Below are 23,841 nucleotides of genomic sequence, written 5' to 3' on the forward strand. Positions count from 1 at the left end.
CTTATTTCTGATAGACAATTCATTAAAAAATAAATCCACTTTTTCCCCCGCTATATTAAATCTGTCATTAAAATTCCCCATTCGTCCAACAAACCTGAGGGATAATCACTTAAATTTCCTTTGCTGTCAACATAAATATTACATACTTTCGTTTCTTGATTTTCGTTTTTGATAAAAAAAGAAACTCCAATGCTTTCATTGTTAATGAGCCCTTGTTTTGCTGCAACCCGAATTCCGTTAATCACATGATCACTATGAGATTCACAAATAATCTGACAGCCGTTTTCCGCCGCCAATGCAATTAAACGCGCAATCATCGTCTGTCCTTTTGGATGAAGATGGGATTCTGGATTCTCAATCAGCAAAAGACTGTTATTGTCAGAGACAAGCAGTTCTGCAATCAGCGGCAGTACATAGGGGATTCCAAAACCAACATTTACCGGCAAAAAGGGCTCCGACACCAGGCGTTCTCCGCTATAGCTGATTGTCAGCCTAGCCTTTTCAATCAATGGCAGCAATTCTGCTGTCATTCTTATTCCTGGTGATATTTCCGCCATCCATGCAGATATTTGATCTGTTAAATAGTTGGTCTTGCCCATTGGATGGCAAAGTACATCCGGAACCTTAAACCGTTCTCCCTCTACTGCCAAAAAAGGAACCACAAATTCTCCTGCTGTTCCAAATCTTGTTATTCCGTTTTTTCTCCAGTTCTCAACGCTGTATTGCTTTTGGGGTCCTAAATGCTCTGCTCCCAAATAGGAAAATTTACCTCCAAATAATGATACATCGTATTCTTCATTCAAATCAGCATTCATTCGCTCTAATTGATCATTATCAAAATCCATTAAACCATCATACCTATACTTACAGTCATATTTTTTCTGTTTATATTGAACATAAAACCTTATTTCATCTTCCCCTGCACTTTGGCAGAAAATGTCTTTTCCAGTGCCAAGCCTAATTAAATCTCCGTTTGTATGCAAATAATTCAAATTAGATTTTAAATTCTCCCAAAAACTCTGTCGCAACAATAATAATGACTGTATTACAGAAGATTTTCCCATGCCATTCATACCAAAAAACAGATTTAATTTTTCCAATGGCAGCGACAATTTTTTCAGGGATTTAAAGTTTTCTATCTGCATATAATTAATCATTTACCAATACCTCCTGAAAAATATTATTTATTTCCAAATACCGTTTTTCGACATTTTGAGTCTTTGCCGTGCCATTTGTAATAATATCTACAAACGCTTTATTCTTTAACAATGCAATATATTTCCGATTTAATTCATTTTTATTCTCCAATAATTTCTCACAATCCCCCAGGCTTAATCTGGCCAAACTTACTGACACTGCATCATAAAGCGGTTTATTAATTCTTCCAAATATTCCATTTGAATTAATTTTACGAAAAGCTGTTTCATCAAAAATGCTTCTGGCATATCTCATTGCCTTTAAAAAATCTCTACGGCACATTTCAAGGGTTTCTTTCGATTCTTTTTGAAGTCTGATCAGAACATCATTTAAAAAATATTCCAAATTCCCTGCATACTGTTCTATTCCTAATAAATAAAACGCTAAGAAACGATTGACAAATTCACAGTCAAGCATTCTCGAAGGATCTACTTTTCCCCTTGTGGCTTGTATGAACTCACTGGAATGCGCTAATTCTTTCAATAAATCCGCCGCCTGACCTCTGTACACGGAATTCTTGATTTCAGCAGGCTGTAACGTCAGGCCTCCTGTATTAATTCTTGTAAATATGCTGGTCCGCACCTTATCAGGCGTCCCCGCCCGTATAATATAAGACGTTATTACCTGGGCCTTGATCCGTTTCTGTATATTTGGAGGAAGCATTTCAAAGGAACATCCCTCATATTCTGTCAGATATTCCAACCCAGTGAGACAAAGGCGTTTGGGATCCTCTTGTTTCAGCGCCATAAACCGCTTGATTGCATATAATCTCTGCAGTCCGTCTACAACAATTAACTTTTCATCTTCAGCAGAATCAAAATAAAATGTAGGCAGTGGAATCCGAATAATCAGGGATTCAATTAATCTGCTCTGCTTCTGCGGACTCCACAGATCAGGAATCCGCTGAAAATCAGAATCTAAAATAATGCTGCCGTCTTCTTTCAGCTCCTCAACGATATTCGCAATTACCATCGGCTGAGAAACAATGTCCACATCTTTGGGATTAAAAGGCTCTGTTATAACCCCCTCCTCAGTTCCACTGTATAATTGTTCCTTTTCTATATCTATATCTGAACTGTTTGGATTTTTCTCCCTATTCATTTTCTGACCCTTTCCTATCATATATTCTGTCATTCCAGCATATTTTTCCCATCATAACATGAATTCTCTGTTCTTTTCTTTGTTTTTTTATATTATACACAGTTCCCCTGCAGATTACAATAATCAAAAAACCTCCTCCCTATTTCTAAATTCCGCTTCAAACGCACTCCGGCAGACGAATCCCAACATAATGACCTCTCCTTTCTAGCTGATTTAATGGGCCATAGGAGCATCGAAACTACGAAAATTTATTTGAGAAGAACTGCTCTGGAACAGCAGCAATTAATTGACGCCATTGTTATCTGGTAAATTTGACGACCCTACAGAAAAATCTTATCAGATTTCTCTGCAGGGTCTGCTTTTCTATTTTTTCATATGTTTAATGCCCCGTTGCCTGTCAGGGTACAGATAACAGTAGGGATCATCAGCTTTTAGTTCTATCAGCTTCTGTAAAGGAGCCGCCATCATTTCACATGGAATTTACTAATCTCCTCCCGCAGAGTCTCTGCACTCTGTCTGGTTTTTGTCACCTGCTCCAACACCTCTGCCGATTCACTTGCAATAACAGAAGCCCGCTGGGCGATTTCTGTCGTTCCTTCTGCCCCTTCTTCCGCCGCCTTAGAAATATCGCTCATGGAATTCTTGATTCCTTCCATATTGCCGAACAGCTCCTGGGCAATATCGCTGAATTCACGCATCAATATATCTACGGAAGCGCCATCTTTATCATACTGCTCCCCAATTGTAAGGAAGCCCTGGTAATCCGAGGAAACGTCCTTCACCACAAAATCCAATAATTTCCTTGCATTGGAGGAAAGGTTTTCCACTGCTTCTGTTACCTCCTGGGTCACTTCCTGTATCTTAATTACAGTCTGCCTGGACTGTTCTGCAAGCTCTCCGATTTCTCCGGCAACCACTGCAAAGCCCCGGCCTGCTTCTCCGGCCCTGGCCGCTTCAATGGAAGCATTTAAAGACAGCAGGTTCGTCTGGGAAACTACGTTCATAATCACCCCTGATAATTCGTAAATCTGATCGATCACTTTTGCATTCTCCAGGGCAGATTCCAAATCCTGCTGAATTTCATTCTTGAGATGGGCAGCCTTTTCCCGGGCGTTGATAATCCTGATATTGGTCTGTTCCGCCCTGCCCTTGATTTCAGCCGCGCCCTGGGCTCCGTCCTTGGAACGGCGCGCAATATGCTGCACGGCGCTGTGCATTTCCCCAGCAGCCTCATCTGCCATCGTTGTGGTAGCCGCTGTTTCCTGCATTCCTGCCGACAATTCCTGAGTGGCCGCAGATACGCCGGCAATATCGTCATTCAGCTTCGCCACACACTCATTGACAGAACCTGCCGCAACGCTGATGGTTTCCGATTCTGTCTGCACCTGGCTGATTAATTTTACCAGGGCTGACCTCATATCCTCAATGCACCGGGACAAATGCCCGAAATCATCCTTCCGGCCTAAAAATCTATTCATAAAATCACTGACGTAATCTCCCTTTGCCATACAGTTCATCTGTTTTGCAGCGGCATTTAAGGATCGGGTGATATCTGTCACAATAAAAAGCGCAATCACCAAAAGGATCGCAATGGATACGCCAATTGACGCGGCAGACAGCATCCTGGTATTCTGAAAAATTTTCTTTACAGGCGCATTATTTTCCACCGCCAGCTCTTCCAGTTCATCCACATAATTTCCCGTGCCGATTACCCACTCCCACGGTTCAAAAGCTTTGCTGTAAGCGCGTTTGGGATAAGTTTCCGTGCTGTCCTCCTTGGTATAATAATATTCAGTAAAACCTCCGTCCTCCTGACGGCCGTTGCTGATAATATCTTTAATCATCTGGTATCCCTGGCTGTCCTCCAGTTCCATCCGGTTTGTACCTTCTGTTTCCTGGCCCAAAAGAACTACATTGTCCCCCTCATAAGTGTCAATCCAGAAATATCCGCTTTCGCCGTACCGCAGTTCTCTTACAATGTCTGCCGCCCGCTTTTTGGCCTCTTCCTCTGTATATGCTCCCTCCTGGCACTCTGCATAGATCTGCTCCAACAGTGTAATGACATTTCCCACCTGTTCTTTGATCTGTTGGTCGTAATCATCATAAAGCACCTGTTTCATACTGGAAACTGACTGCTGATAAGACTTTTCCATACCGTTCATATTCATCAGTCCCATGATACACATAGCCGCAGCCGCTACGGCTGTCAGTAAAATCAGTCTTGTACGCACTCTAAGATTTTTAAACATTCTGCATCATCCTTTCTTTTTCATGACTTTCCGACGGCATTATTTTATCACAAAAGAAAAGAGTGAATATGTTTTTTCTTAGAAACATCTACTGCATGGCAAAGATTTCTCCCTGCAAATCAGAAAGATCGGCAAAGGGAATCTGACAGCCTTCAATTCCCAGAATTTTGGCTGTTTGATCAATATTTGAGATTTTCCCTGTTATCCTGACATATGCTCCGTTCCGGAAATACTCTGCGGTAACAAAATCGCCCAAGCATATCCGGCGCAGCCTTCTGTCAAGCTCCTCTGCCCAGTCCTCCGGCAGTTCTTTCCTGGGCTCTGGCGGCTGTTCTTTACTTCTGAGGGCCTCCTGAAAGCCTTTCAGCGCATCAAAGGGCATAAACTGTTTGGCGCGGGCTCCGGACGGCATTTTTGGGTATCTTCTATTCACCGCTTTTATGCCCTCCGATCTGACGGTTTCTGGTCATCGCTGTCCCTGTTTCCAGTAAATCCATCCCCCGGACCAGGGCATTTTTCCCATAGCGCCGTTTAATTTCAAGAACTGCCTGCTGCAGCTTTTTTTCCCGATCCAGTTCCGCCGCGTCTGTAAACAGGCGGTACTGCCGGTATTCGTCCTTTGCAATGCCGCTGCAGGTAACGTTCAGCCTGCGAATGGGCTTTCCTCTCTGCACAATACGTTCATACAATTGAAGCACACAAGGCATGATATCTGAATAACTGTTGGCCGGATCGGGCATAGACACGCTGCCCGCAGATTGCTTTAATCCTGTTGTATAAGAATAGCCCACTGCAATAGAAACATTTTGAGCGGTAAGACCCTGGTCAGCCAGCTCCAAGCAGAGCGCGTCCACCATCTCTTTCAACAGCAGCCTGCACTCTTCAAAGGAATAATCCCTGAGCAGCATCTGCCCGCTGGAAAGAGAATTGCTTTTCGGCCGATACGATTTAATATCCGCCATGGTTGCGCTTTCCCGGCCCCAGGCATGATCAATGAGAAGCTCTGCATCTATGCCAAACATCCCGTATAGCATCTGCTCCTCTGCCCGGGCGATATCTCCCATGGTCAGAATCCCTGCCCGGGCAAGGCGGTTTGCAGTCCCCTCTCCCACTCTCCAGAAATCCGTCAGCGGCCTGTGATTCCACAAGGTCTGCCGATACAGCTCCTCGTCCAGAACACCGATACGATCTTTTGTGTGTTTGGCTGTGAGATCCAAAGCCGTCTTTGCAAGATACAGGTTGGTTCCGATTCCTGCTGCCGCCGGCATCCCTGTTGTTTCCCGGATATCCGCCATAATCTTTACTGCCAGCTCCCTGGCTGTCAGCTGATACAGGCTAAGATACTGGGTAACATCCAGAAACGCCTCATCAATGGAATAGACGTGGATATCCTCTTTGGCAATGTATTTCAGATACACCCCGTAAACATCTGCCGAATATTCGATGTACCGTTTCATCCGGGGCGGCGCTGTAATGTACGTTATATGGGCCGGAATCTGGTACACCCGGCAGCGGTTTTTGACGCCGAGGGCCTTCATGGAGGGAGAAATCGCCAGGCACAAAGCGCCTCTTCCCCGGTCAGGATCGGCCACTGCCAGATTGGCCGTCATGGGATCAAGCCCCCGTTCCACACATTCCACGGAGGCATAAAAAGATTTCAAATCTATGCACAGATAGCTGTATGTTTCCATCATTTAAGAATTCTCCAATTCTAAAGTTTTGGAATTAGTATCTGTGATTTTGCGGTTTTTAACCGCCGGAGTAATATGATTAAACTACAGGAAAAGCAACACCGTGGCTAAGTCCCGCCTGATTCCACCTGCAAGAATCTTCCTACCTCCATCTGTCAGAAGGCTCAAATTCTTCCTTGCGCTTCTGGAAAAATTCATAAAAATACCGCACGTTGGCAAGCTCGCTCCATCGTCTTTCCCCCAGTTCCCCGGAGTCCAAATCATAAATTTTGGCATTTAATGTCCCAAGCAGAAAAGGCGAGTGAGTGGCAATGATAAACTGGCATCTTAAAAATCTTGCCATCTCATTGATCTGCTCTGCCAGAGCCACCTGATTGGCCGGAGAAAGAGAGACCCCCGGCTCGTCCAGCAGATAGAGAGCGTCCGGTTCCATGTAGTCCTCTAACATCTGCAGCGTGGTTTCTCCGTTGGAATACTTCTCCTGACAGAAAATCATATTTTTCAGGGCCTTTCTCGTCTGCCAGGAATTCTTCAGCTCCTCCTTCTGCTCTTTCGGCATGCCCCTGCGGATATGCTCATAGACATATCCCTCTTCTAAAACCTGCTCCTGCTGAATTTTCTTAATTTCATACAAAATATCTTCACTTTTGATATATCTGCTTTCCTTAGGAATGCGGACAGTCCTTCCCTCCTCATCTTCTCCCGGGGAATACCTGCATTCTTCAATAAACTGTGTGAAGTAGGAGCCGAACATATTGCAGGCAGCATATTCCTGCCCCTGTAATTTCAGCTTATTGGCCATAATGTTGAGCATGGTGGATTTCCCTGACGCATTGCCGCCGTACAGAATTGTGATGGGACGAAACAGCAGCACTCTTTCTGTCATTCCGGCAAAAACGTGATAAGGGTAGAGATTTGGATTTTTCATAATCCGCCGGGAAAATAAAAAACTGCTTAAATAAATCAAATCTTTATCGTTCCTTCCCATTCCAGCAGTAGGTGCAGAGCCTGCACTTTTCCAATCCTGTGGCATCCAGCATATCATCCAGACGGTTAAACTGCAGAGAAGTAAATCCCTGCTCCTTACGCATTTCCTCCACCATATTTCCATACCGTTCCGATTCCGGATCTGCGTATTCCGCCAGAATTTCCTCAGTCACGTTCCCCTGCTCCAGCTTGTCAATGACCCGCCGGGAAAACAAATCCATATCCGAAGTAGAGCGGGAGAAGTTCAGGTATTTGCAGCCGTACAGAATCGGCGGGCAGGCCGGCCGGACATGCACTTCTGTGGCTCCGCTCTGGTAAAGGAATTCCACCGTTTCCCGCAGCTGGGTTCCCCTTACAATTGAGTCGTCAATCAATATCATGCTCTTATCCTGAATTAAATCCTTTACCGCCAAAAGCTTCATTTTGGCAATCAAGTCCCGTTTGCTCTGGATGGTAGGCATAAAGGATCTGGGCCAGGTAGGGGTGTATTTGATAAAGGGCCTTGTAAATGGTATGCCGGATTCATTGGCATATCCGATTGCATGGGGAACGCCGGAATCCGGAACCCCCGCCACAATATCCGGCTTTACATCGTCCCGCTCTGCCATCTTCCTGCCGCAGTGATAACGCATCTGCTCCACATTCATTCCCTCATAAGAGCTGGCCGGATATCCGTAGTATACCCAGAGGAAGGTGCAGATCTTCATCTCATCTCCCGGTTCCGACAAAGTCACGCAGCTCTTATCTGTCACCAGCGCAATTTCCCCGGGCCCCAGTTCCCTGTAATCTGCATAACCCAGATTGTGGTATGCAAAGTTCTCAAGGGAAATGCAGAATGCATCTTCTTTCCTGCCGATCACCACCGGCGTTCTGCCGTACTTATCCCTCGCCGCGTACAGTCCCGCCTGGTTCATCAGAATCAGGGACAGGGAGCCTTCCACGGAATCCAGCGCATAGCGGATGCCTTCGATTAAATTTTCCTTCTGATTGATCAGCGCCGCCACCAGTTCCGTGGCATTGATTTCCCCGCCGCTCTGTTCCATAAAATGGGAATGGCCGCCGTCAAACAACTGCTGCAGAAGCTGATCGCTGTTATTTATTTTACCCACTGTGGTAATCGCATAAGTTCCATGATGGGAACGTATCATCAGCGGCTGAGGCTCGTAATCTGAGATGCAGCCGATGCCGTACCATCCCTTCATCTCACTGACATCTTTATCAAATTTTGTCCGAAAAGGAGCATTTTCGATATTGTGAATGGCCCGGTTAAAGCCTTTTTCCCCCAATACCGCCATTCCGCCCCGCCTGGTTCCCAGGTGGGAGTGATAGTCAATGCCGAAAAACAAATCAAATACGCAATCCTGCTGTGATGCTACGCCAAAAAAACCGCCCATTTTTCTCTTTCCTTTCTGTCCTGTGCTCCGCCGTTTCACTGCGGAATATTTCATGTCAGGCATTATTATACATGGTTTCCGTATCATTGTGCAATCATTTACGGACATATTTTTCGTAAATTTATAAAATTTAAACATCCACTGTACATATTCTTCAATTATGTTTATAATAAGAAAAGCCTACGCTGAAACAGTTCGGCAAAATCCTGACAAGAGAGGTAGCTTTTTCACATGTATCATTTAATCATTGATTATTTTCAAATGAACAGCGGACGTTTCCTGACGATGCTGACAGACCATTTCAGAATCAGCCTGTGCTCGTTACTGGCTGCAGTCCTGATTGGGGTGCCCGCGGGTTTTTGCTGCGTCAGATTTCATGTCCTGCAGAAACCTGTTTCCACAGCATTTGGAATTCTCCGCATTATTCCCAGTCTGGCCATCCTGCTTTTGATGCTGCCGGTTCTGGGCACCGGCGCCGTACCGGCTGCCATTGCGCTGATTTTACTGGCAATCCCGCCGATTCTGGAAAATACCATTGCGGGGCTGCGGGATGTTCCCCCTTTTCTGTTAGAAACCGCCGGCGGAATGGGAATGACCGGGCGTCAGGTCTGGATGAGAGTCCGATTTCCCCTTGCGCTTCCATTGATTCTTACCGGTATGAAAACAGCCGCCGTGGAAATCATCGCCAGCGCAACTCTGGCGGCAAGAATCGGCGCCGGCGGAATGGGAGATTTGATTTTTACAGGAATCGGGCTGTTTCGAACTGATCTTCTGCTGATCGGCGGCATTTCAGTGGCGCTTATGTCATTTTCCGCCGGAATTTTCTTTCACTTATTGGAAAAAATAATATTAAAATACAAAAGATTTTAAAGGAGACTTATTATGAAAACGAAAAAATTTATGGCTTTGCTGCTCACAGCAGTATCCCTGTTCACTTTCTTCCTTTCCGGCTGCGGAACCTCTGACCAGAAAACAGTCCGGGTCGGCTCCAAAGATTTCACAGAAAGCCTGATTGTGGCGGAAATCTATGCACTGGCGCTGGAGGATGAGGGCTACAAGGTGGAGCGGAAACTGAATGTGGCCGGTTCCCTGGTGCACACCGCCATCACCGACGATGAATTTGACCTCTATCCCGAATATACCGGAACCGCCCTGCTCTCTGTCCTGCAGATGGATATGGACAGTGATCCGGATTCCGTATACAACACGGTAAAGGAAGAATACAGCAAGCAATTTGAACTTACCTGGCTTGACTCTACCCAGGTCAACGACAGAAACGGCATTGCCATCCGCAGGGAAGCGGCTCAGCAGTACGGTATTTCCACCATGTCAGAGTTACAGGCCAATGCAGACAAGCTGAAGCTCTGCTCCCAGGGAGAATTTGAACAGCGGGAGGACGGTCTGCCCGGCCTTGCCAAAGTCTACGGCGAATTTAATTTTGCAGCCATCAACCTCTATGACAGCGGACTGAAATATCAGATTTTAGAAAGCGGGGAAGCTGACGTATGCCCGGCCTATTCCACTGACGCGCAGCTTGTAAATGCGGACAAGTTCGCCTATCTGGAAGATGACAAACAGTTCTGGCCGCCCTACTATATGGCGCCTGTAGTCAGAAACGACGCCTTAAACGAGCACCCTGAAATCGCTGAAATCCTCAACAAAGTCAGCGCAAAACTGGACACGGAAACCATGATTTCCCTGAATGCAAAAGTGGATATCGATAAACAGGAATACGATGAAGTGGCAAAGGAATTCTACGACTCCATCCGCGAATAAACACAGTATGAACCGGAGGTGATCAGATGGCGCACGCAATTGAATTTCAAAATGTGACCAAAACGTTCCAGGGCTCTCTTCGCAATGCCGTGGACCATATCAATTTCACCGCGGAAGAGGGGGAATTCATCACCATTCTGGGTTCCTCCGGCTGCGGAAAAACAACATTGTTAAAAATGATTAACCGGCTTTACGAGCCTGACACCGGCAAAATTATTTTATTTGGGGAGGACATCAGCTCCATGGACCCCGTAAAGCTGCGGCGGCGGATCGGCTATGTGATTCAGCAAATCGGCCTGTTTCCCCATATGACCGTAGGCAGCAATATTGCTATGGTGCCAAATCTGCTGAAATGGGAAAAAGAAAAAACAGACGCCCGGGTAGATCAGCTGCTTACCATGGCGGGCCTGGCCCCGGAGGAATACAGAAACCGGTATCCCGCCCAGCTTTCCGGCGGGCAGCAGCAGCGAGTGGGCCTGGCCCGGGCATTGGCAGCCGATCCCAAAATCATGCTGTTAGACGAGCCCTTCGGAGCCATTGATTCCATCACCCGCGCCCGGCTGCAGGAGGAGCTTCTCACCCTGCACCGGGGCATGAAGAAAACCTTCCTCTTTGTCACTCATGATATTGAAGAAGCCTTTAAGCTGGGAACACGGGTGATGATTATGAATGAGGGGCATATCCTGCAGTTTGACACGCCGGAACAGATTATCCTGCACCCGGCAGACGGATTTGTCTCATCCCTGGTGGAATCCGCCAGGGAAAAGGAGCGTTTCTGGGAAAAATTTAAATAAGAGACTGTCGGAGCATGGAATTGATACACAATATATAGTTGTAAGTTTTTAGAAGCCGCAGCTATATATTGTGAAAAATTGCTGTTTCCTGACACCTTCAATTCCGTTCACAGATGAAATACACTTTTTAGGAGAATCCAAATGATAGATTATATGGCAAAACATTATGACGATTTAATCCGGGCCGCGCTGGAGCACCTGCAGATTGTGCTGATTACGCTGCTGCTTTCCCTCGCGCTTGCAGCTTTCTTCACCATACTCTGCGTCTACTCCAAAACTGCCTCCAGAATGATCCCGGGGCTGTTATCCATGATCTACTCCATTCCCAGTCTTGCCATGTTCGCCCTGTTAATCCCTCTGACCGGCCTGGGCAGAACTACCGCCATACTCGTACTGGTAATTTACAACCAGTACCTCCTTCTGCAGAACTTTCTGGCCGGATTAAACGGCATCGACAAAAGTATTTCAGAAGCCGCCATGGGCATGGGCATGACGCCCATGCAGGCCCTTCTAAAAATCAAGCTGCCTCTTTCCAGAAAGGCATTTATCGCCGGAATCCGTATTGCAATGGTAGCCACCGTAAGCATTGCCACCATTGCCGCCTCCATCAACGCCGGCGGCCTGGGAACCATCCTTTTTGACGGACTGCGCACTATGAATCCGGCCAAAATTATATGGGGCAGCCTGCTGTCTGCGCTGTTGGCCCTGCTTATTGACGGGCTCTTACGGTTTGCAGAGAAACGCCTGGATCATTCCTCTACCAGTTGCTCTTTGCCGTAAGCCACCGTTCCGGCTCCTGCTGCCAGAGCCCGTTGAGCCAGTCAATCCCCTGCTGTATCCCTTCTTCTGAGAATTCCGCTTCCATACGCTGTTTCTGTTCCTCTGGGGTTGCGTCAAACCCATATGGCCCTTCCCAGGCCGTCACTTCCAATACCTGGAACTCTGTTTTCTGCCCCTCCTTATCCTCCGGGAGAATTTCCTTTTTCAGAACAGCAAGCCTGAAACGCAGCCCCTCGTAGCTCCCGGTAAATGTCGTTTTTTTCAGATAAGGAATGGACAATACATCTTTGCGTTCAATCATCTCTGTTTCATGTCTTTTAAAATATCAAAGCAGTCAAACGTGGCAAAATAGTCCTCCGGCCTTTCTGCCCGCCGGATCAGCCGGACGCTTCCATCCTCTTTCAGCAGCAGCTCCGCTGATTTTAATTTTCCGTTGTAATTATATCCCATGGAAAAGCCGTGGGCGCCGGTATCGTGAATCACTAACAGATCTCCCATATCTATCTTCGGAAGCATCCGGTCTATGGCAAACTTATCATTATTTTCACAGAGCGAACCGGTAATGTCATATTTATGATCACACACATGATTGTCCTTGCCCATGACGGTTATATGATGGTATGCTCCATACATGGCAGGCCGCATCAGGTTCACGGCACAGGCGTCGCAGCCGATGTATTCTTTGTGGGTGTGCTTTTCGTGGATGGCCTTTGTCACCAGACAGCCGTAAGGCCCCAGCATAAAACGCCCCAGCTCTGTGAAAATGGCCACATCGCCCATTCCCGCCGGAACCAGAACTTCTTCATATACGTTTCTCACGCCCTCTCCGATGGCATAGATATCATTGGGCTCCTGATCTGGACGGTAGGGAATTCCGATTCCGCCGGAAAGGTTGATAAAGCGGATATCCGCCCCTGTTTCTTCTTTTAATTTCACTGCCACCTCAAACAAAGTCTTTGCCAGGGCCGGATAATATTCATTTGTCACAGTATTGCTTGCCAGAAATGCATGGATGCCGAAATACTTTGCGCCTTTTTCCTTCAATACCCGGAATCCTTCAAATAACTGCTCTGTGGTAAAGCCGTATTTTGCGTCTCCCGGGTTATCCATAATGCTGTTGCTGATTTTAAACACGCCTCCCGGATTATAGCGGCAGCTGATGGTTTCCGGAATATGGCCTATAGTTTTTTCCAGAAAATCAATATGGGTAAAATCATCCAGATTGATGATTGCCCCAATTTCATCCGCAAACTGAAATTCAGAAGCCGGCGTTGCATTGGAGGAAAACATAATGTCCTTTCCCTCAAAATGCAGCGCGTCCGCAAGCATCAGCTCTGTCATGGAGGAGCAGTCGCAGCCGCAGCCATATTCTTTTAAAAGATTGATGATAAACGGATTGGGAGTTGCTTTTACCGCAAAATATTCCTTAAATCCCTGATTCCAGGAAAATGCCTCCTTTACAGCCTTTGCGTTGGCCCGTATCCCCCGCTCATCATACAGATGAAAGGGAGTGGGATATTCCTTCACAATCTCTCTTAACTGCTCCTCTGTTACAAATGGTTCTTTTTTCATTTCAATTGTCCCTTTCTGATTCTATTTTCCTGATCTACAATACACCTTCCGCCGCTTATTTGCAATGCAAAATCACCTTTCCTTCTGTCCGGGTAGCGGGCACATTGATCACCCGCTGATTTTCACTGCCCCGCCAGTACAGCTTTGTATTCTTCTGCTCCGCCAGAAATTCTCCATCCACCAGAACGTCTATATAATTCACAATCTCCAGTGCAGAAATTGTCTCCCATACAAATCCGGTGTACATCCAAATGGTTTTTTCCGGAAATTTCTCTTTCACTTCCCGGGCAAGCTTCAGCACATCTGAACGGTTGCCGAAATACAGGGGATCGCCGCCGCTGAATGTGATTCCAGACACATAATCTCTGGCAAGCTCTTCAAAAATTTCCTGTTTGGCCTCTTCATCAAACAGAAGCCCGCCGTTGGGGTCCCAGGTCACAGGATTCTGGCACTCCTTGCAGCAATGAGAGCAGCCGGACACCCATAAGACTACACGAAGTCCGTCACCGTTCAGCATATCGTCTTTTGTAATATTGTGGTATCTCATAATGCCTCCTTACATGCTTCTGCGTTCTTTAATTTCTGCCATTTTCGCATCATTTAGTCTAGTGTCTCCTTTGACTCTGGAATAGGACAGGTAACCGTTCATCCGCTCAATTTTTGTCAGATTACGGCTGCCGCATTCAGGGCACACATCCATCTCCAGCTCCTGATGGCCGCAGTCGTCACAGTAAGCCAGGGACAAATTCACCCCTTCATAAAAGCCCATGTCCATGGCGCGCCTCACCAGAGTTTTCACTGCTTCTTTATTATAATCAATGGGATATTTTACATATTGAATCTTCCCGCCGTTGCTCAGCTCCCAGAACCGGTATTCCAAATCCTGTTTCTGAATGGGAGTAATATCCTCTGTCACATGGCAGTGGAAACCGTTGCTGACATACTCCCTGTCAGACACATTTTCCACAATGCCATATTTCTTCCGGAACTGTTTCACCTGCAGTCCGCAGAGATTTTCCGCAGGAGTGGCATAAATGGCATACAGATTCCCGTCCGCTTTCTTGTATTCTGTAATTTTCTCATTGATATGTTCCAATACCTCAATGGCAAACTGTCCGTCCTCCACCAGGGATTTTCCATTGTATAACTGCTGCAGCTCGTTAAACGCCGTAATGCCGAAAGACGCTGTCGCCGTCTTTAACAGCGGTTTAATCTTGTCATGAATCCCCAGATGTCCGCCGTAAAATCCGCCTTCACAGTAGGCAAGGGGATTGGTGCTTGCCCGCATTTCTCCCAGATATGCATAGGTGCGGATATGAAGCTGGCGGATCAGCTCCAGATAATAATCCAGCACTTCATAAAAGTCCCTGCTTTCCTGTCTGGATTTTGCCAGAATCATGGGCAGATGAAGGCTGACCACCCCAATATTAAACCGTCCCACAAATACAGGATGATCCGTCTCATCCGCAGGATTCATGCCTCCTTTCACATACCAGGGAGACAAAAAGGCCCTGCACCCCATAGGACTGATAATTTCGCCGTACTGCTTGTACATACTGGAAATATACCCTTTGCCTGTCAGGCTTAACCAGTCGGGATACATGGTTTTCCTGGAGCACTCAATTCCCGTTTCAAATACGTCCTCCAGTTCCTTTCCCGGGCCGTGGAGATTTTCATCGTAAAGAAACACCAGTTTGGGAAACAGCACCGGTTTTTTGCAGCCTTCTTTTCCCTGTCCTTTTTTTCTCACATTCAGCATGGCAATGGAAGTCATCTTTGCAAATTTCCCTGTGCCTGTTCCGAATGTCATGGTGATAAAGGGATAATCTCCTCTGCTGGAAGATACGGAATTAAATTTATATTCCCAGCCCTGAACCCCCTGTTCCAAGTCCCGGGCAATTGCCTTCATGGTTTCTTCTTCTGCCCGCTCCTGGCTAAGCCCCAGACTGCAGTAATGATTCTTGTATTTTTGGTAGGATTTCTCTGCATAGGGCTCCAGAATTTTCTCCACGCTGGGCACCGTAAATCCGCCGTACTGCTGACTTGCAGCGCTTAACACAATATCCCCGATTACGTCAAAAGCCACATCCAGCGTCTTTGGCTCATTGTACCAGAGATTTCCCATTTCAAATCCGCCCCGCAGCACGTTTTCCACATCAAACAAACAGCAGTTCATAGTGTCCCGCCTTGCAGACATGTCATGGACGTAAATATAGCCGTCCCGGCAGGCCTGGATTTCTTCTGTAGTCATGAAGAATTTCTGATACAATTCTTTATTTAACTGGTTGAAAATCAGGCTTCTTTTGGTGGAAACAAGGGCGCTGTCCGTATTGGAATTCTCCTTATCCCCTATGTACATAATGGACTGGCTCTTTTTGTACACCTCATCCAGCATCTGCACAAAATCCTGTTTGTAGTTCCGGTAATCCCGGTAGCTTTTGGCCACCACCGGATTCACTTTCTCCAGGGCGCCTTCCACAATGTTGTGCATCTGGGCGATTTTCACTTCTTCAATCCCCATGGATTCTACTTTTTCCTCTACAAACTGGCAGATAAACTTTAACTCTTCTTCCGTAAAGGTGATCAATGCCCGGTAAGCTGACTTATTGACTGCAACTACAACTTTCTGTACGTTAAAGTCCTCTTTCGTCCCATCTTTTTTAACGACTTTAAAGGTTTTTTCCATGCTGTTCCCTCCTGGTTTAATTTTCAAATATATAGATATATCTTGTGAACTTTTCTGAAATTTCTCACTTTTTATACTATATCTTGTGTTTTGGACTATATCTTACCACGACATGATGAGTAAGTCAAGGGGTTCTGTTAAGCGGCAGAAAAGAACACCCCGGCAGAAAAATCTTTCTTCTGTCTGGGATGTTCTTTTTCTTACTGTGCAAAGCATCTGCCGCAGGGCTCATATCCCCGGGCTTTTAAATCCTGTACGCTCAGGCTGCTGTATTCTTTATTCTCTTCCTGCATCTGCTCCACGCTGCTGCAGGTATCCTTATGAAACTTTCCGGTATTGGTATTGATAACATAAGTCTCCGGCCCCTGCCCCAGGTCAGACTCTCCGGGCTGCAGTTCTGCAGCTTCTTCCGGCTCTTCTTCCCGGACAGAGCTGCCCTTTGGCTCTCCTGCCTTCCAGCTCTCACTGGAAGAACAGTTCCAGGTAATTGTCTCTCCATCTGAAACTGCCACGATGGTTCCCTGTTCATCCGTCCGGTACACTTCTGCCCCGATACTGCGGAAGTTGTTCATAGCTCCCGCCCTGGGATGCCCGTAGCTGTTTCCCTCTCCGCAGCTTATCACCACTGCCCTGGGGTTCACTTCTTCCAGAAATTCCATGGTATTTGCCGTATCGCTGCCGTGATGGGCGGCTTTCAGCACATCGGCAGACAAATCAATTCCCTGGGCAAGCATGTCCTGTTCTGCGTCCTCTTCCGCGTCTCCGGTAAACACAAAGCGGTTTTTGCCGAACTGCAGGGAAATTCCCACAGAATAATCATTCCAGTTATCGCCGTAATCTTCCTTCACAGGCGCAATAACTGTAAATTCCGCACTTCCCAGAGAATAGACGGCTCCGGCTTTGGGATATGTAATCTCGGTTCCTTTATCCCGAATGACCCGAAGTACATCCTGATATGTTTTCGTATCCTTCTCTAAATCAGGCATAATAACCTGATCCCAGGAAAACTTATACAGCACCACATCCAGACCGCCTATATGATCCGAATCCGGATGGGTGCCCACGGCATAATCCAGATGCTCCACTCCCTGGTGCTGCAAATAAGACTGCAGCGCCGTTCCCTTATCATTATCTCCGGCGTCAATCAGCATGGCATGATCTCCCTGCTTAATCAGTGTGGCGTCACCCTGTCCCACATCTATGAAATGTACCTCCAGTGTTTCCCCGTTAAGTTCCGTGTTTCCCTGGCCGGAATCTGCCTGTCTGTCTCCAAAATTGCCGCAGCCTGCGGCTCCAAGCCAGACCAGAGACAGTATCAGCAGAATGCCGGGCCATATTCTTCTCTTCCTGTTTCTCATAATTAAATATTCAGATCAACCATAATTCCTTTAATTTCTTCCGGCAGCAAGGTCGCCTCTTCCAATATCTGCTGCGTAGCGCCGATAATCTCCTTTTGCCTGTTCTGAAGATCCTGCATCAGAGCGGCATGTTCCTTGGCAGAGGGAGGCGTGGGACGGCTTTCCCTGGCTCTTCTGCGCTTCTCCAGCTCTTCCTCCAGCTCCTTAACCTTCTTCTCCTGCTCTACCTGAGCCTCTTTCATATCTTCTTCCTGCTCTGCCTGTTCCTCTTTGGCCTCCTCAGCCTGCTCCACCGTCTCTTCCAGTTCCTTGTCCACGGTGTCTTTGGCCTCATTCATCAGCATTCCTATCATTTCATCGCTTGCAGCCTTCATTGTCTCCTCGGCAGCCTTGAAGGCGTCTGTCATTCCGTGATGCTTTAAAGCCTCCTGCTTCATCGCCTTAATGGCGCTGGTAGAATCCGCAACCAAAGACTGGCCCTTCGCCATTTCTTTCCTCCAGCAGGATTCCATTTCATTCAGCTCTTTCATATAAGCGTCATAATCTTCGCCGCCGTCCGGATATTCCTCCTTCAGCTGCTCCTTCTGCTCCTGAATTGATTTCAGCTCCTTGGAAGCTGCCAGTGCCTGCTCTTTGCCTTCCTCAATCTGTCCCCGGCATTCCTCCAGCGCTTCATCCACATGTGAATCTGATTCAAACTGCTGTTTTATAAAATCCATAGCGTCCTGCATGGCTTTTTTCTTCTTCTCCGCAATGCTGTCCTGGCACAGATTTAATCCGGAGGCGTCAATGCTCTTTTTTTGATTCTTTTCCTGCTTTTCCTTGTCTGCGCCGTTCTCCAGACGATCCTTTCCATAATTGTTTTTTACAATTGTCTCCTGCTCTGCTGCATTTCCAATTTTCATGTCTCTTCCCCTTTCTGCATTCCTTTGAAATAGTACCTGTTATTTGTATCGGTAATTTTTCCTGTTTCCTTAATTTTTCCGCTAATCTGGGTGCAAAAAGACATTTTACTGTTGTAAAGGACATCCTTCCTGGGCATCCGTACTGCCCGCTGTCCTTCTTTTCTGTTCCTTCTCCCATTCCACCAAATCCGCAAGGGTTACCTGATCCACCACCTGGCTGACGGCGTCAGAAAGCATCTTCCAGAACCGCAGCGTCACGCATTCCCCGCTGCGGCTGCAGGAATTTTCTTCCTCCAGGCAGGCCACAGGAGCAAGGCTCCCCTCAATCTGGCGCAAGATCATTCCTACGGTATACTCCTCCGGCTTCTTTGCCAGCGTATAACCGCCGCCCGGCCCTCTCAGACTTTTCACATATCCGCATTTCTGGAAAACAGAAATAATCTGCTCCAGATACTTCATGGAAATTTCCTGACGGCCGGCCGCATCCTTCAGCCTGACGATCTGATTTTCCTCCAATGCCAAATCCAGCATCAGGCGCAGGGCATACCGGCCCTTCGTAGAAACTTTCATTGCTTCTGCCCTCTATTCCTTCTCTTCTTTTTCCTTCTCTCTGGCGCCTTTCTGGTAATTCATATTGGAAATTACCATTAAAGCAATCTTAAACAGCATGGCGTCCTCAAAGGTCCGGATATCCAGGCCCAGGGCTTTCTCAATCCGCTCCAGACGATATACCAGCGTATTTCTGTGCACATATAACTGCCTTGCCGTTTCCGAAATATTCAGATTGTTTTCAAAGAATTTGTTAATGGTGATTGTAGTTTCCTCGTCAAACATCTCCGGTATTTTCTCCCCAAAGACCTCCTGCAGAAACATCTCGCACAAACTGATGGGAATCTGATAAATTAAGCGTCCAATCCCCAGATTTGCATAGGAAATGGTATTGGCTTCCACATAGAAAATGCTGCCCACCTCCAGGGCCATTCTGGCTTCCTGATAAGAACGGGCGATATCCTGCAGCATCTCCACCCGGTTGCCGTAGCCTACCCGCACCTTCACCATTGCCTCTGTCTGAAGATTATCCACAATTACCTCCGCCAGATTTGCAAGGCCCGCTTCTGTTGGAATTTCCCTGACATCCTTTACCAGAATCACAGATTTCTCGTCTACTTCCGTAATGAAATCCACCGTGGAAGAAGCAAACAGGTTCTTCACGGTTTCCATTACCACTCCGTCTTTCTTGCCGGATACCTCTATCACAAATACCACCCGCTGAGCGGCTTCAATATGAAGCTTTTTGGCCTTATTATACATGTCCACCACAAGCATATTTCCCAGAACTACGTTCTGCATAAAGCTGTTCCGATCAAACTGCTCCCGAAAAGCGCTGACCATGCTGCGGATCTGGCATGCGGCCAGCCGCCCTATCATATAGGCTTCTTCTCCGCCTGCCTTGGCAAGCAGGATATATTCCAGTTCATTTTCAATTAAAATCTTAAAAAAATGGGAGCCGGACAACATCTGGCTTTCTGCCATGGAATCCGCAAAAAAACGAATGGCGTCTCCCATCTCTTCTTCCATGGAATACGTGGACGCCAGTAAATTTCCCTTATCGCTGTAAAGCGCCAGATCGATTCTGGAGATCTCTTTGATTTCTTCTAATGTCACCTGTAACCTATGATTTGATAGCATATTTATTCTCCGTAATATGAAAAACGGAAGCAACACATGACTGCGTCGCTTCCGGACTTTTGTGTTATGAAATTATATTACCGAATTAGTGAGTAATTGTCAATTCAGTTTCTTTATCAAATACATGCATTGCATTGATGTCCATAGCCAGCTTGATGGAATCGCCCAGACGAGCCGGTGTACTGGAGGATACCTTTGCAGTCATGCTGGTTCCGTTCACGGTATAGTACAGTAATACTTCAGAACCAAGTAATTCATATCCGGTAACCTTGGTGTTGAAAACGCTGTCCTTATGAGCCTCAAGAGCTGCAGGAGCGTCGTCCACATCCTCAGGACGGATACCGATTACAACTGTCTTGCCGTTATAACGGCCGTCAATGAGTTTCTTTGCTTTTGCAGGCGGAAGCACAATGCTGTTCTCTCCCACTTTCAGGGACACCTTATCGCCTTCGATTCTGCACACTGCATCCAGGAAGTTCATCTGAGGTGATCCGATAAATCCTGCTACGAATAAGTTGTTAGGCTCATTGTATAATTTCTGGGGAGAATCTACCTGCATGATAATTCCGTCTTTCAATACAACGATTCTGGTTCCCAGTGTCATAGCCTCTGTCTGGTCATGTGTTACATAGATAATAGTTGCGCCAAGTCTCTGATGCAGAGAAGCGATCTCAGCACGCATCTGTACACGAAGCTTTGCATCCAGGTTGGATAACGGTTCGTCCATCAGGAATACCTTCGGTTCACGGACAATTGCACGTCCCATAGCAACACGCTGTCTCTGTCCACCGGATAAAGCCTTGGGCTTACGGTCTAATAATTTCTCCAGGTCAAGGATTCTTGCAGCTTCTTCCACTTTCTGCTTGATTTCTTCCTTAGGAACTTTTCTTAACTTCAAACCAAATGCCATATTGTCAAATACAGTCATATGAGGATACAGAGCGTAGTTCTGGAATACCATCGCAATATCTCTGTCCTTGGGTTCTACATCGTTCACGATTCTTCCGTCGATGGAGAGCTCACCGGAGGAAATCTCTTCCAAACCAGCTACCATACGGAGCGTTGTGGATTTACCGCATCCTGAAGGTCCTACGAAAATAATGAATTCTTTGTCCTCGATTTCAAGGTTAAAATCTTTTACCGCTTCAAATCCGTTGGGATATTTCTTACAAATGTTCTTCAATGATAAACTTGCCATTTTTAATTTCCTCCTGTATTATGCTCTGCCTCAGCAGAATTTCTTTATATCAAGTATACTACCAGACTTCCGGAGGAAATGCCATGCCCCAAGTACACAAAAAGAACTGCCCTTTCTTGTCACTTCTGACAGGAAAGGGCAGGCCCGTAATATTTCTTCGTCATATTAACGAAATAATTTATTTTTTTTATACAACTTGACGAATTGTAATGAAAGCCCTTGGCTTCCACAGCATGGATGGCCATGCGGCCTGTCGCACGGCAGGCTGTGCATCATGAAGGTTTATTATCTTACCCCGGTAGTGCCGAAGCCTCCCCGGTTCTGATTCTCCAAACACTCTACTTCCTCAAACACAACTGCCGGCTGATTCTCCACAATCCGAAACTGACAGATTCTGTCTCCCTTATGTATCACCGTATCCCGGGTGGCATATACCGGCATCCGCCACATATCCTGATCTCCACAGTAACTTCCGTCAATAATGCCCAGACTGTTCGTCTGAAGGATTCCGTAATTCTTAAAGGTGGAGCTTCTGGGCGCCACATGGGCTTCATACCCTGCCGGAAGCTCCATGGCAACTCCCAGAGGAATCAGCCTGAACTCCCCCTGCTTCAGTTCCACCGTCTCGCTTGCCCGCAGGTCAATCCAGTCTGACTTTCCTTCTATGTATGTAAGCTTTTCCATTTCGGAATCAAAATATTTAATCTTAATGGTTTCCATCAGATTCTGCCTCCCAGCAGGCTGATTGCGGAAGGACTGAACTTCAGATCCTGATACGCGCGGTAGGAATCCGACTGCTCCTCCTGCTGCTGACGCTCCTGTTCCTCCTCTTTCTGCTGCGCTTCCAGAATCTTGGTATACAGGTCAATAAACCTGAGGTAATCCTCGTAAGAAAAAAGCTGTTCTAAAATATTCTCGTAATAACTCTCTTCCGCTTCCTCCACCGTAGCCGCTGCAACATTGCCGCCGGCTGACGTTCCTGCACTGCCTGCGCTGCCGCTGACTGTATAAGAGGCATTGGGAGATGAAACTCCCTCATTCATATACTGTGTCACCTTCACCACATAATTCTGCGTCTCTTTAAAAGGCGGAATTCCGCCGTATTTTGCCACATTGTTGCTGCCTGCATTATAAGCGGCCAGCGCAAGGCTGATATCGCCGTCATACTTCTGAAGCATCTGGCTGATATATTTGGTACCGCCCATAATATTCTGATAGGGATCATAAGAATCTGTAACGCCTAATTCCCTTGCGGTAGCCGGCATCAGCTGCATAATGCCCTGGGCTCCGGCCTTGGAGGTAGCATCCGGCCGAAAATCAGATTCCGCTTTGGCGATAGCTTTGATCAGATTCTTCGGAACATTATAAGTCTGGGCTGCCTGTTCAAATATTTCATCCAGGGAAGCTGTCGTCTGTAAATAGGAAGAAAAATCTCCTCCCTGCCCTGTTACGGAAGCTGCTGCCTGTGTACCTGCTGCATCCGTACCTTGAATTCTGTTTACTATCATTGGCTGTGACTCCCTTCTGTCTTATAATTTAATCTTGGAAAGCAGATCTCCCAAATTCGTAGAAGCGCTCTCATGGGAAATGTATTCTTCCACCTCTTTTGGTTTGTCCACATCCACCATCTCTTCTTCCAAAGCCTTCATGCTGAGGCTTACCTTATTATCATTGGTATTCAGAACCTTCACCTTCACCTGCTGCCCCACGCTCAGCACCTCAGAAGGCTTGCCGATCCGCTTCTGGGAAATCTGTGAAATATGGATCAGTCCGCTGATGCCGTCTCCCAGATCCACAAAAGCCCCGTAAGGCATTAATGATTCCACTACGCCTTCCATCACCGTTCCCGGAACCATCCTTGCAATCCTGCGGTTGTGCTCCTCTAACTGCTGTTCCTTCAAAATGACTTTGGCGGACAGAACCAGCTTCTTCTTGGATTCATCTACAGTGATTACCCTTACCTTCACTTCTCTCCCCAGCCATTCTTCGGTGGCCTCCACATAGGAAAGCGCAAGCTGGGAGGCCGGAATAAATCCGCGGATTCCCTCTACATACGCCACAACGCCGCTGGGCACAATGCCCGCTACTTTCACAGACAGCTCTGTGCCTTCCTCCAGACAGGCATGCAGCTTCTCCCATGCAAGAATATCATTTGCTTCTTTCTTAGACAACTGGATATTCCCTTCTCCGTCATCCATTTTCACCACTGTGGCCTCTATCACATCTCCCGGATGTACTTCTTCCAGAACCTGAAAGCCAGGATCATTGCTCAAATCCTCCACCTTAATAATCCCCTGGGCGTAGTATTTTAAATCAAGCGCCACCTCTTCCTCGCTGACTCCAATCACGGTTCCGGAAATAATGTCTCCTTCCTTAATTTTGCGGAAAGACGCCTCCAATTCTTCTTTGTAATCTTCCATTGACTCTGCCATCTTCAATTCTCCTTCTCTCCATATATCGCTTG

General features: G+C 46.8%; 24 protein-coding genes and 1 pseudogene. 5 read left to right on the forward strand and 20 right to left on the reverse strand.

The window, feature by feature from the left end; all coding sequences use genetic code 11:
- Window positions 1–50 precede the first annotated feature (50 nt).
- From ACTO17_RS07790 to ACTO17_RS07800, 3 genes are read right to left on the reverse strand one after another with little or no spacing between them, the layout of a single operon-like run.
- Window positions 51–1,157: an AAA family ATPase gene (locus ACTO17_RS07790; protein WP_482557531.1), complete on the reverse strand. Its 1,107-nt coding sequence runs from the start codon at window positions 1,155–1,157 to the stop codon at window positions 51–53.
- On the reverse strand, window positions 1,150–2,298 hold the full coding sequence (locus ACTO17_RS07795) for a DUF262 domain-containing protein (RefSeq protein WP_482557532.1): 1,149 nt from the start codon (window positions 2,296–2,298) through the stop codon (window positions 1,150–1,152). The genes ACTO17_RS07790 and ACTO17_RS07795 overlap by 8 nt, the downstream gene beginning before the upstream one ends.
- The gene (locus ACTO17_RS07800; RefSeq protein ID WP_482557533.1) at window positions 2,291–2,425 is read right to left on the reverse strand and encodes a hypothetical protein; all 135 of its coding nucleotides are present in this window, start codon (window positions 2,423–2,425) and stop codon (window positions 2,291–2,293) included. Before ACTO17_RS07800 ends, ACTO17_RS07795 begins: the two co-directional genes overlap by 8 nt.
- Window positions 2,426–2,487: 62 nt before the next feature.
- Here ACTO17_RS07800 and ACTO17_RS07805 point away from each other — a divergent pair.
- A pseudogene (locus ACTO17_RS07805) lies at window positions 2,488–2,607 on the forward strand (integrase); the annotation flags it as partial.
- 155 nt (window positions 2,608–2,762) lie between these two features.
- Here ACTO17_RS07805 and ACTO17_RS07810 read toward each other — a convergent pair.
- From ACTO17_RS07810 to ACTO17_RS07830, 5 genes are all read right to left on the reverse strand, one after another.
- Window positions 2,763–4,547, reverse strand: coding sequence for a methyl-accepting chemotaxis protein (locus ACTO17_RS07810; protein ID WP_482557534.1), 1,785 nt, complete (start codon window positions 4,545–4,547; stop codon window positions 2,763–2,765).
- 88 nt (window positions 4,548–4,635) lie between these two features.
- Entirely contained in the window at window positions 4,636–4,980 is a 345-nt protein-coding gene (locus ACTO17_RS07815; protein WP_482557535.1) for a YolD-like family protein, read from the reverse strand.
- On the reverse strand, window positions 4,973–6,241 hold the full coding sequence (locus ACTO17_RS07820) for a Y-family DNA polymerase (protein WP_482557536.1): 1,269 nt from the start codon (window positions 6,239–6,241) through the stop codon (window positions 4,973–4,975). The genes ACTO17_RS07815 and ACTO17_RS07820 overlap by 8 nt, the downstream gene beginning before the upstream one ends.
- 139 nt (window positions 6,242–6,380) lie before the next feature.
- Window positions 6,381–7,271, reverse strand: coding sequence for an AAA family ATPase (locus ACTO17_RS07825; RefSeq protein WP_482557537.1), 891 nt, complete (start codon window positions 7,269–7,271; stop codon window positions 6,381–6,383).
- Window positions 7,210–8,619, reverse strand: coding sequence for an amidophosphoribosyltransferase (locus tag ACTO17_RS07830; protein WP_482557538.1), 1,410 nt, complete (start codon window positions 8,617–8,619; stop codon window positions 7,210–7,212). Before ACTO17_RS07830 ends, ACTO17_RS07825 begins: the two co-directional genes overlap by 62 nt.
- A gap of 231 nt (window positions 8,620–8,850) precedes the next feature.
- Here ACTO17_RS07830 and ACTO17_RS07835 point away from each other — a divergent pair, with 231 nt between their 5' ends.
- The 4 genes from ACTO17_RS07835 to ACTO17_RS07850 all read left to right on the forward strand — a co-directional run bounded on the left by ACTO17_RS07835 (window position 8,851) and on the right by ACTO17_RS07850 (window position 11,969).
- Window positions 8,851–9,489, forward strand: coding sequence for an ABC transporter permease (locus ACTO17_RS07835; protein ID WP_482557539.1), 639 nt, complete (start codon window positions 8,851–8,853; stop codon window positions 9,487–9,489).
- Between the two features lie 12 nt (window positions 9,490–9,501).
- On the forward strand, window positions 9,502–10,395 hold the full coding sequence (locus ACTO17_RS07840; protein WP_172535249.1) for a glycine betaine ABC transporter substrate-binding protein: 894 nt from the start codon (window positions 9,502–9,504) through the stop codon (window positions 10,393–10,395).
- A 26-nt stretch (window positions 10,396–10,421) separates the two neighbouring features.
- Entirely contained in the window at window positions 10,422–11,189 is a 768-nt protein-coding gene (locus tag ACTO17_RS07845) for an ABC transporter ATP-binding protein (RefSeq protein ID WP_482557540.1), read from the forward strand.
- 141 nt (window positions 11,190–11,330) lie between these two features.
- The gene (locus ACTO17_RS07850; RefSeq protein WP_482557541.1) at window positions 11,331–11,969 is read left to right on the forward strand and encodes an ABC transporter permease; all 639 of its coding nucleotides are present in this window, start codon (window positions 11,331–11,333) and stop codon (window positions 11,967–11,969) included.
- Here ACTO17_RS07850 and ACTO17_RS07855 read toward each other — a convergent pair.
- From ACTO17_RS07855 to ACTO17_RS07910, 12 genes are all read right to left on the reverse strand, one after another.
- Window positions 11,947–12,270 (reverse strand): hypothetical protein, encoded by a 324-nt coding sequence (locus ACTO17_RS07855; protein ID WP_482557542.1) that lies wholly within the window; start codon window positions 12,268–12,270, stop codon window positions 11,947–11,949. The two genes, ACTO17_RS07850 and ACTO17_RS07855, sit on opposite strands and share 23 nt — an antisense overlap.
- A complete protein-coding gene (locus ACTO17_RS07860) occupies window positions 12,267–13,541 on the reverse strand; it encodes a diaminopimelate decarboxylase (protein WP_172535245.1) in 1,275 nt (424 codons plus the stop codon). Before ACTO17_RS07860 ends, ACTO17_RS07855 begins: the two co-directional genes overlap by 4 nt.
- Window positions 13,542–13,596: 55 nt before the next feature.
- The gene (gene nrdG / locus ACTO17_RS07865) at window positions 13,597–14,088 is read right to left on the reverse strand and encodes an anaerobic ribonucleoside-triphosphate reductase activating protein (protein ID WP_482557543.1); all 492 of its coding nucleotides are present in this window, start codon (window positions 14,086–14,088) and stop codon (window positions 13,597–13,599) included.
- A 9-nt stretch (window positions 14,089–14,097) separates the two neighbouring features.
- Complete coding sequence (nrdD, locus tag ACTO17_RS07870; protein ID WP_482557544.1) at window positions 14,098–16,227, reverse strand: anaerobic ribonucleoside-triphosphate reductase; 2,130 nt, start codon at window positions 16,225–16,227, stop codon at window positions 14,098–14,100.
- Between the two features lie 200 nt (window positions 16,228–16,427).
- Complete coding sequence (locus ACTO17_RS07875) at window positions 16,428–17,585, reverse strand: ComEC/Rec2 family competence protein (RefSeq protein WP_482557545.1); 1,158 nt, start codon at window positions 17,583–17,585, stop codon at window positions 16,428–16,430.
- A 2-nt stretch (window positions 17,586–17,587) separates the two neighbouring features.
- Window positions 17,588–18,490 carry a hypothetical protein gene (locus ACTO17_RS07880; protein WP_172535241.1) on the reverse strand — a complete coding sequence of 301 codons (903 nt, stop codon included), beginning with the start codon at window positions 18,488–18,490 and terminating at the stop codon, window positions 17,588–17,590.
- A gap of 105 nt (window positions 18,491–18,595) precedes the next feature.
- Window positions 18,596–19,060, reverse strand: a complete 465-nt coding sequence (locus ACTO17_RS07885) for an RrF2 family transcriptional regulator (RefSeq protein ID WP_482557546.1) — start codon at window positions 19,058–19,060, stop codon at window positions 18,596–18,598.
- A gap of 12 nt (window positions 19,061–19,072) precedes the next feature.
- Complete coding sequence (locus ACTO17_RS07890; RefSeq protein WP_482557547.1) at window positions 19,073–20,179, reverse strand: PucR family transcriptional regulator; 1,107 nt, start codon at window positions 20,177–20,179, stop codon at window positions 19,073–19,075.
- A gap of 85 nt (window positions 20,180–20,264) precedes the next feature.
- The gene (locus ACTO17_RS07895) at window positions 20,265–21,377 is read right to left on the reverse strand and encodes an ABC transporter ATP-binding protein (protein WP_482557548.1); all 1,113 of its coding nucleotides are present in this window, start codon (window positions 21,375–21,377) and stop codon (window positions 20,265–20,267) included.
- A 285-nt stretch (window positions 21,378–21,662) separates the two neighbouring features.
- Window positions 21,663–22,097, reverse strand: a complete 435-nt coding sequence (locus tag ACTO17_RS07900; protein WP_172537086.1) for a dUTP diphosphatase — start codon at window positions 22,095–22,097, stop codon at window positions 21,663–21,665.
- On the reverse strand, window positions 22,097–22,885 hold the full coding sequence (locus ACTO17_RS07905; RefSeq protein ID WP_482557549.1) for a lytic transglycosylase domain-containing protein: 789 nt from the start codon (window positions 22,883–22,885) through the stop codon (window positions 22,097–22,099). Before ACTO17_RS07905 ends, ACTO17_RS07900 begins: the two co-directional genes overlap by 1 nt.
- 21 nt (window positions 22,886–22,906) lie before the next feature.
- Entirely contained in the window at window positions 22,907–23,809 is a 903-nt protein-coding gene (locus tag ACTO17_RS07910; RefSeq protein ID WP_482557550.1) for a S1 RNA-binding domain-containing protein, read from the reverse strand.
- Window positions 23,810–23,841: the final 32 nt, after the last annotated feature.

It is taken from the genome of Petralouisia sp., from assembly GCF_056822245.1.

What these genes read in the sequence shown, in the direction of transcription:
- ACTO17_RS07790 (WP_482557531.1), bottom strand. Translation starts at nt 1,157, where the DNA reads ATGATTAATTATATGCAGATAGAAAACTTTAAATCCCTGAAAAAATTG.
- ACTO17_RS07795 (WP_482557532.1), bottom strand. Translation starts at nt 2,298, where the DNA reads ATGAATAGGGAGAAAAATCCAAACAGTTCAGATATAGATATAGAAAAG.
- ACTO17_RS07810 (WP_482557534.1), bottom strand. Translation starts at nt 4,547, where the DNA reads ATGTTTAAAAATCTTAGAGTGCGTACAAGACTGATTTTACTGACAGCC.
- ACTO17_RS07820 (WP_482557536.1), bottom strand. Translation starts at nt 6,241, where the DNA reads ATGATGGAAACATACAGCTATCTGTGCATAGATTTGAAATCTTTTTAT.
- ACTO17_RS07825 (WP_482557537.1), bottom strand. Translation starts at nt 7,271, where the DNA reads ATGCCACAGGATTGGAAAAGTGCAGGCTCTGCACCTACTGCTGGAATG.
- ACTO17_RS07830 (WP_482557538.1), bottom strand. Translation starts at nt 8,619, where the DNA reads ATGGGCGGTTTTTTTGGCGTAGCATCACAGCAGGATTGCGTATTTGAT.
- ACTO17_RS07835 (WP_482557539.1), top strand. Translation starts at nt 8,851, where the DNA reads ATGTATCATTTAATCATTGATTATTTTCAAATGAACAGCGGACGTTTC.
- ACTO17_RS07840 (WP_172535249.1), top strand. Translation starts at nt 9,502, where the DNA reads ATGAAAACGAAAAAATTTATGGCTTTGCTGCTCACAGCAGTATCCCTG.
- ACTO17_RS07845 (WP_482557540.1), top strand. Translation starts at nt 10,422, where the DNA reads ATGGCGCACGCAATTGAATTTCAAAATGTGACCAAAACGTTCCAGGGC.
- ACTO17_RS07850 (WP_482557541.1), top strand. Translation starts at nt 11,331, where the DNA reads ATGATAGATTATATGGCAAAACATTATGACGATTTAATCCGGGCCGCG.
- ACTO17_RS07855 (WP_482557542.1), bottom strand. Translation starts at nt 12,270, where the DNA reads ATGATTGAACGCAAAGATGTATTGTCCATTCCTTATCTGAAAAAAACG.
- ACTO17_RS07860 (WP_172535245.1), bottom strand. Translation starts at nt 13,541, where the DNA reads ATGAAAAAAGAACCATTTGTAACAGAGGAGCAGTTAAGAGAGATTGTG.
- nrdG (WP_482557543.1), bottom strand. Translation starts at nt 14,088, where the DNA reads ATGAGATACCACAATATTACAAAAGACGATATGCTGAACGGTGACGGA.
- nrdD (WP_482557544.1), bottom strand. Translation starts at nt 16,227, where the DNA reads ATGGAAAAAACCTTTAAAGTCGTTAAAAAAGATGGGACGAAAGAGGAC.
- ACTO17_RS07875 (WP_482557545.1), bottom strand. Translation starts at nt 17,585, where the DNA reads ATGAGAAACAGGAAGAGAAGAATATGGCCCGGCATTCTGCTGATACTG.
- ACTO17_RS07880 (WP_172535241.1), bottom strand. Translation starts at nt 18,490, where the DNA reads ATGAAAATTGGAAATGCAGCAGAGCAGGAGACAATTGTAAAAAACAAT.
- ACTO17_RS07885 (WP_482557546.1), bottom strand. Translation starts at nt 19,060, where the DNA reads ATGAAAGTTTCTACGAAGGGCCGGTATGCCCTGCGCCTGATGCTGGAT.
- ACTO17_RS07890 (WP_482557547.1), bottom strand. Translation starts at nt 20,179, where the DNA reads ATGCTATCAAATCATAGGTTACAGGTGACATTAGAAGAAATCAAAGAG.
- ACTO17_RS07895 (WP_482557548.1), bottom strand. Translation starts at nt 21,377, where the DNA reads ATGGCAAGTTTATCATTGAAGAACATTTGTAAGAAATATCCCAACGGA.
- ACTO17_RS07900 (WP_172537086.1), bottom strand. Translation starts at nt 22,097, where the DNA reads ATGGAAACCATTAAGATTAAATATTTTGATTCCGAAATGGAAAAGCTT.
- ACTO17_RS07905 (WP_482557549.1), bottom strand. Translation starts at nt 22,885, where the DNA reads ATGATAGTAAACAGAATTCAAGGTACGGATGCAGCAGGTACACAGGCA.
- ACTO17_RS07910 (WP_482557550.1), bottom strand. Translation starts at nt 23,809, where the DNA reads ATGGCAGAGTCAATGGAAGATTACAAAGAAGAATTGGAGGCGTCTTTC.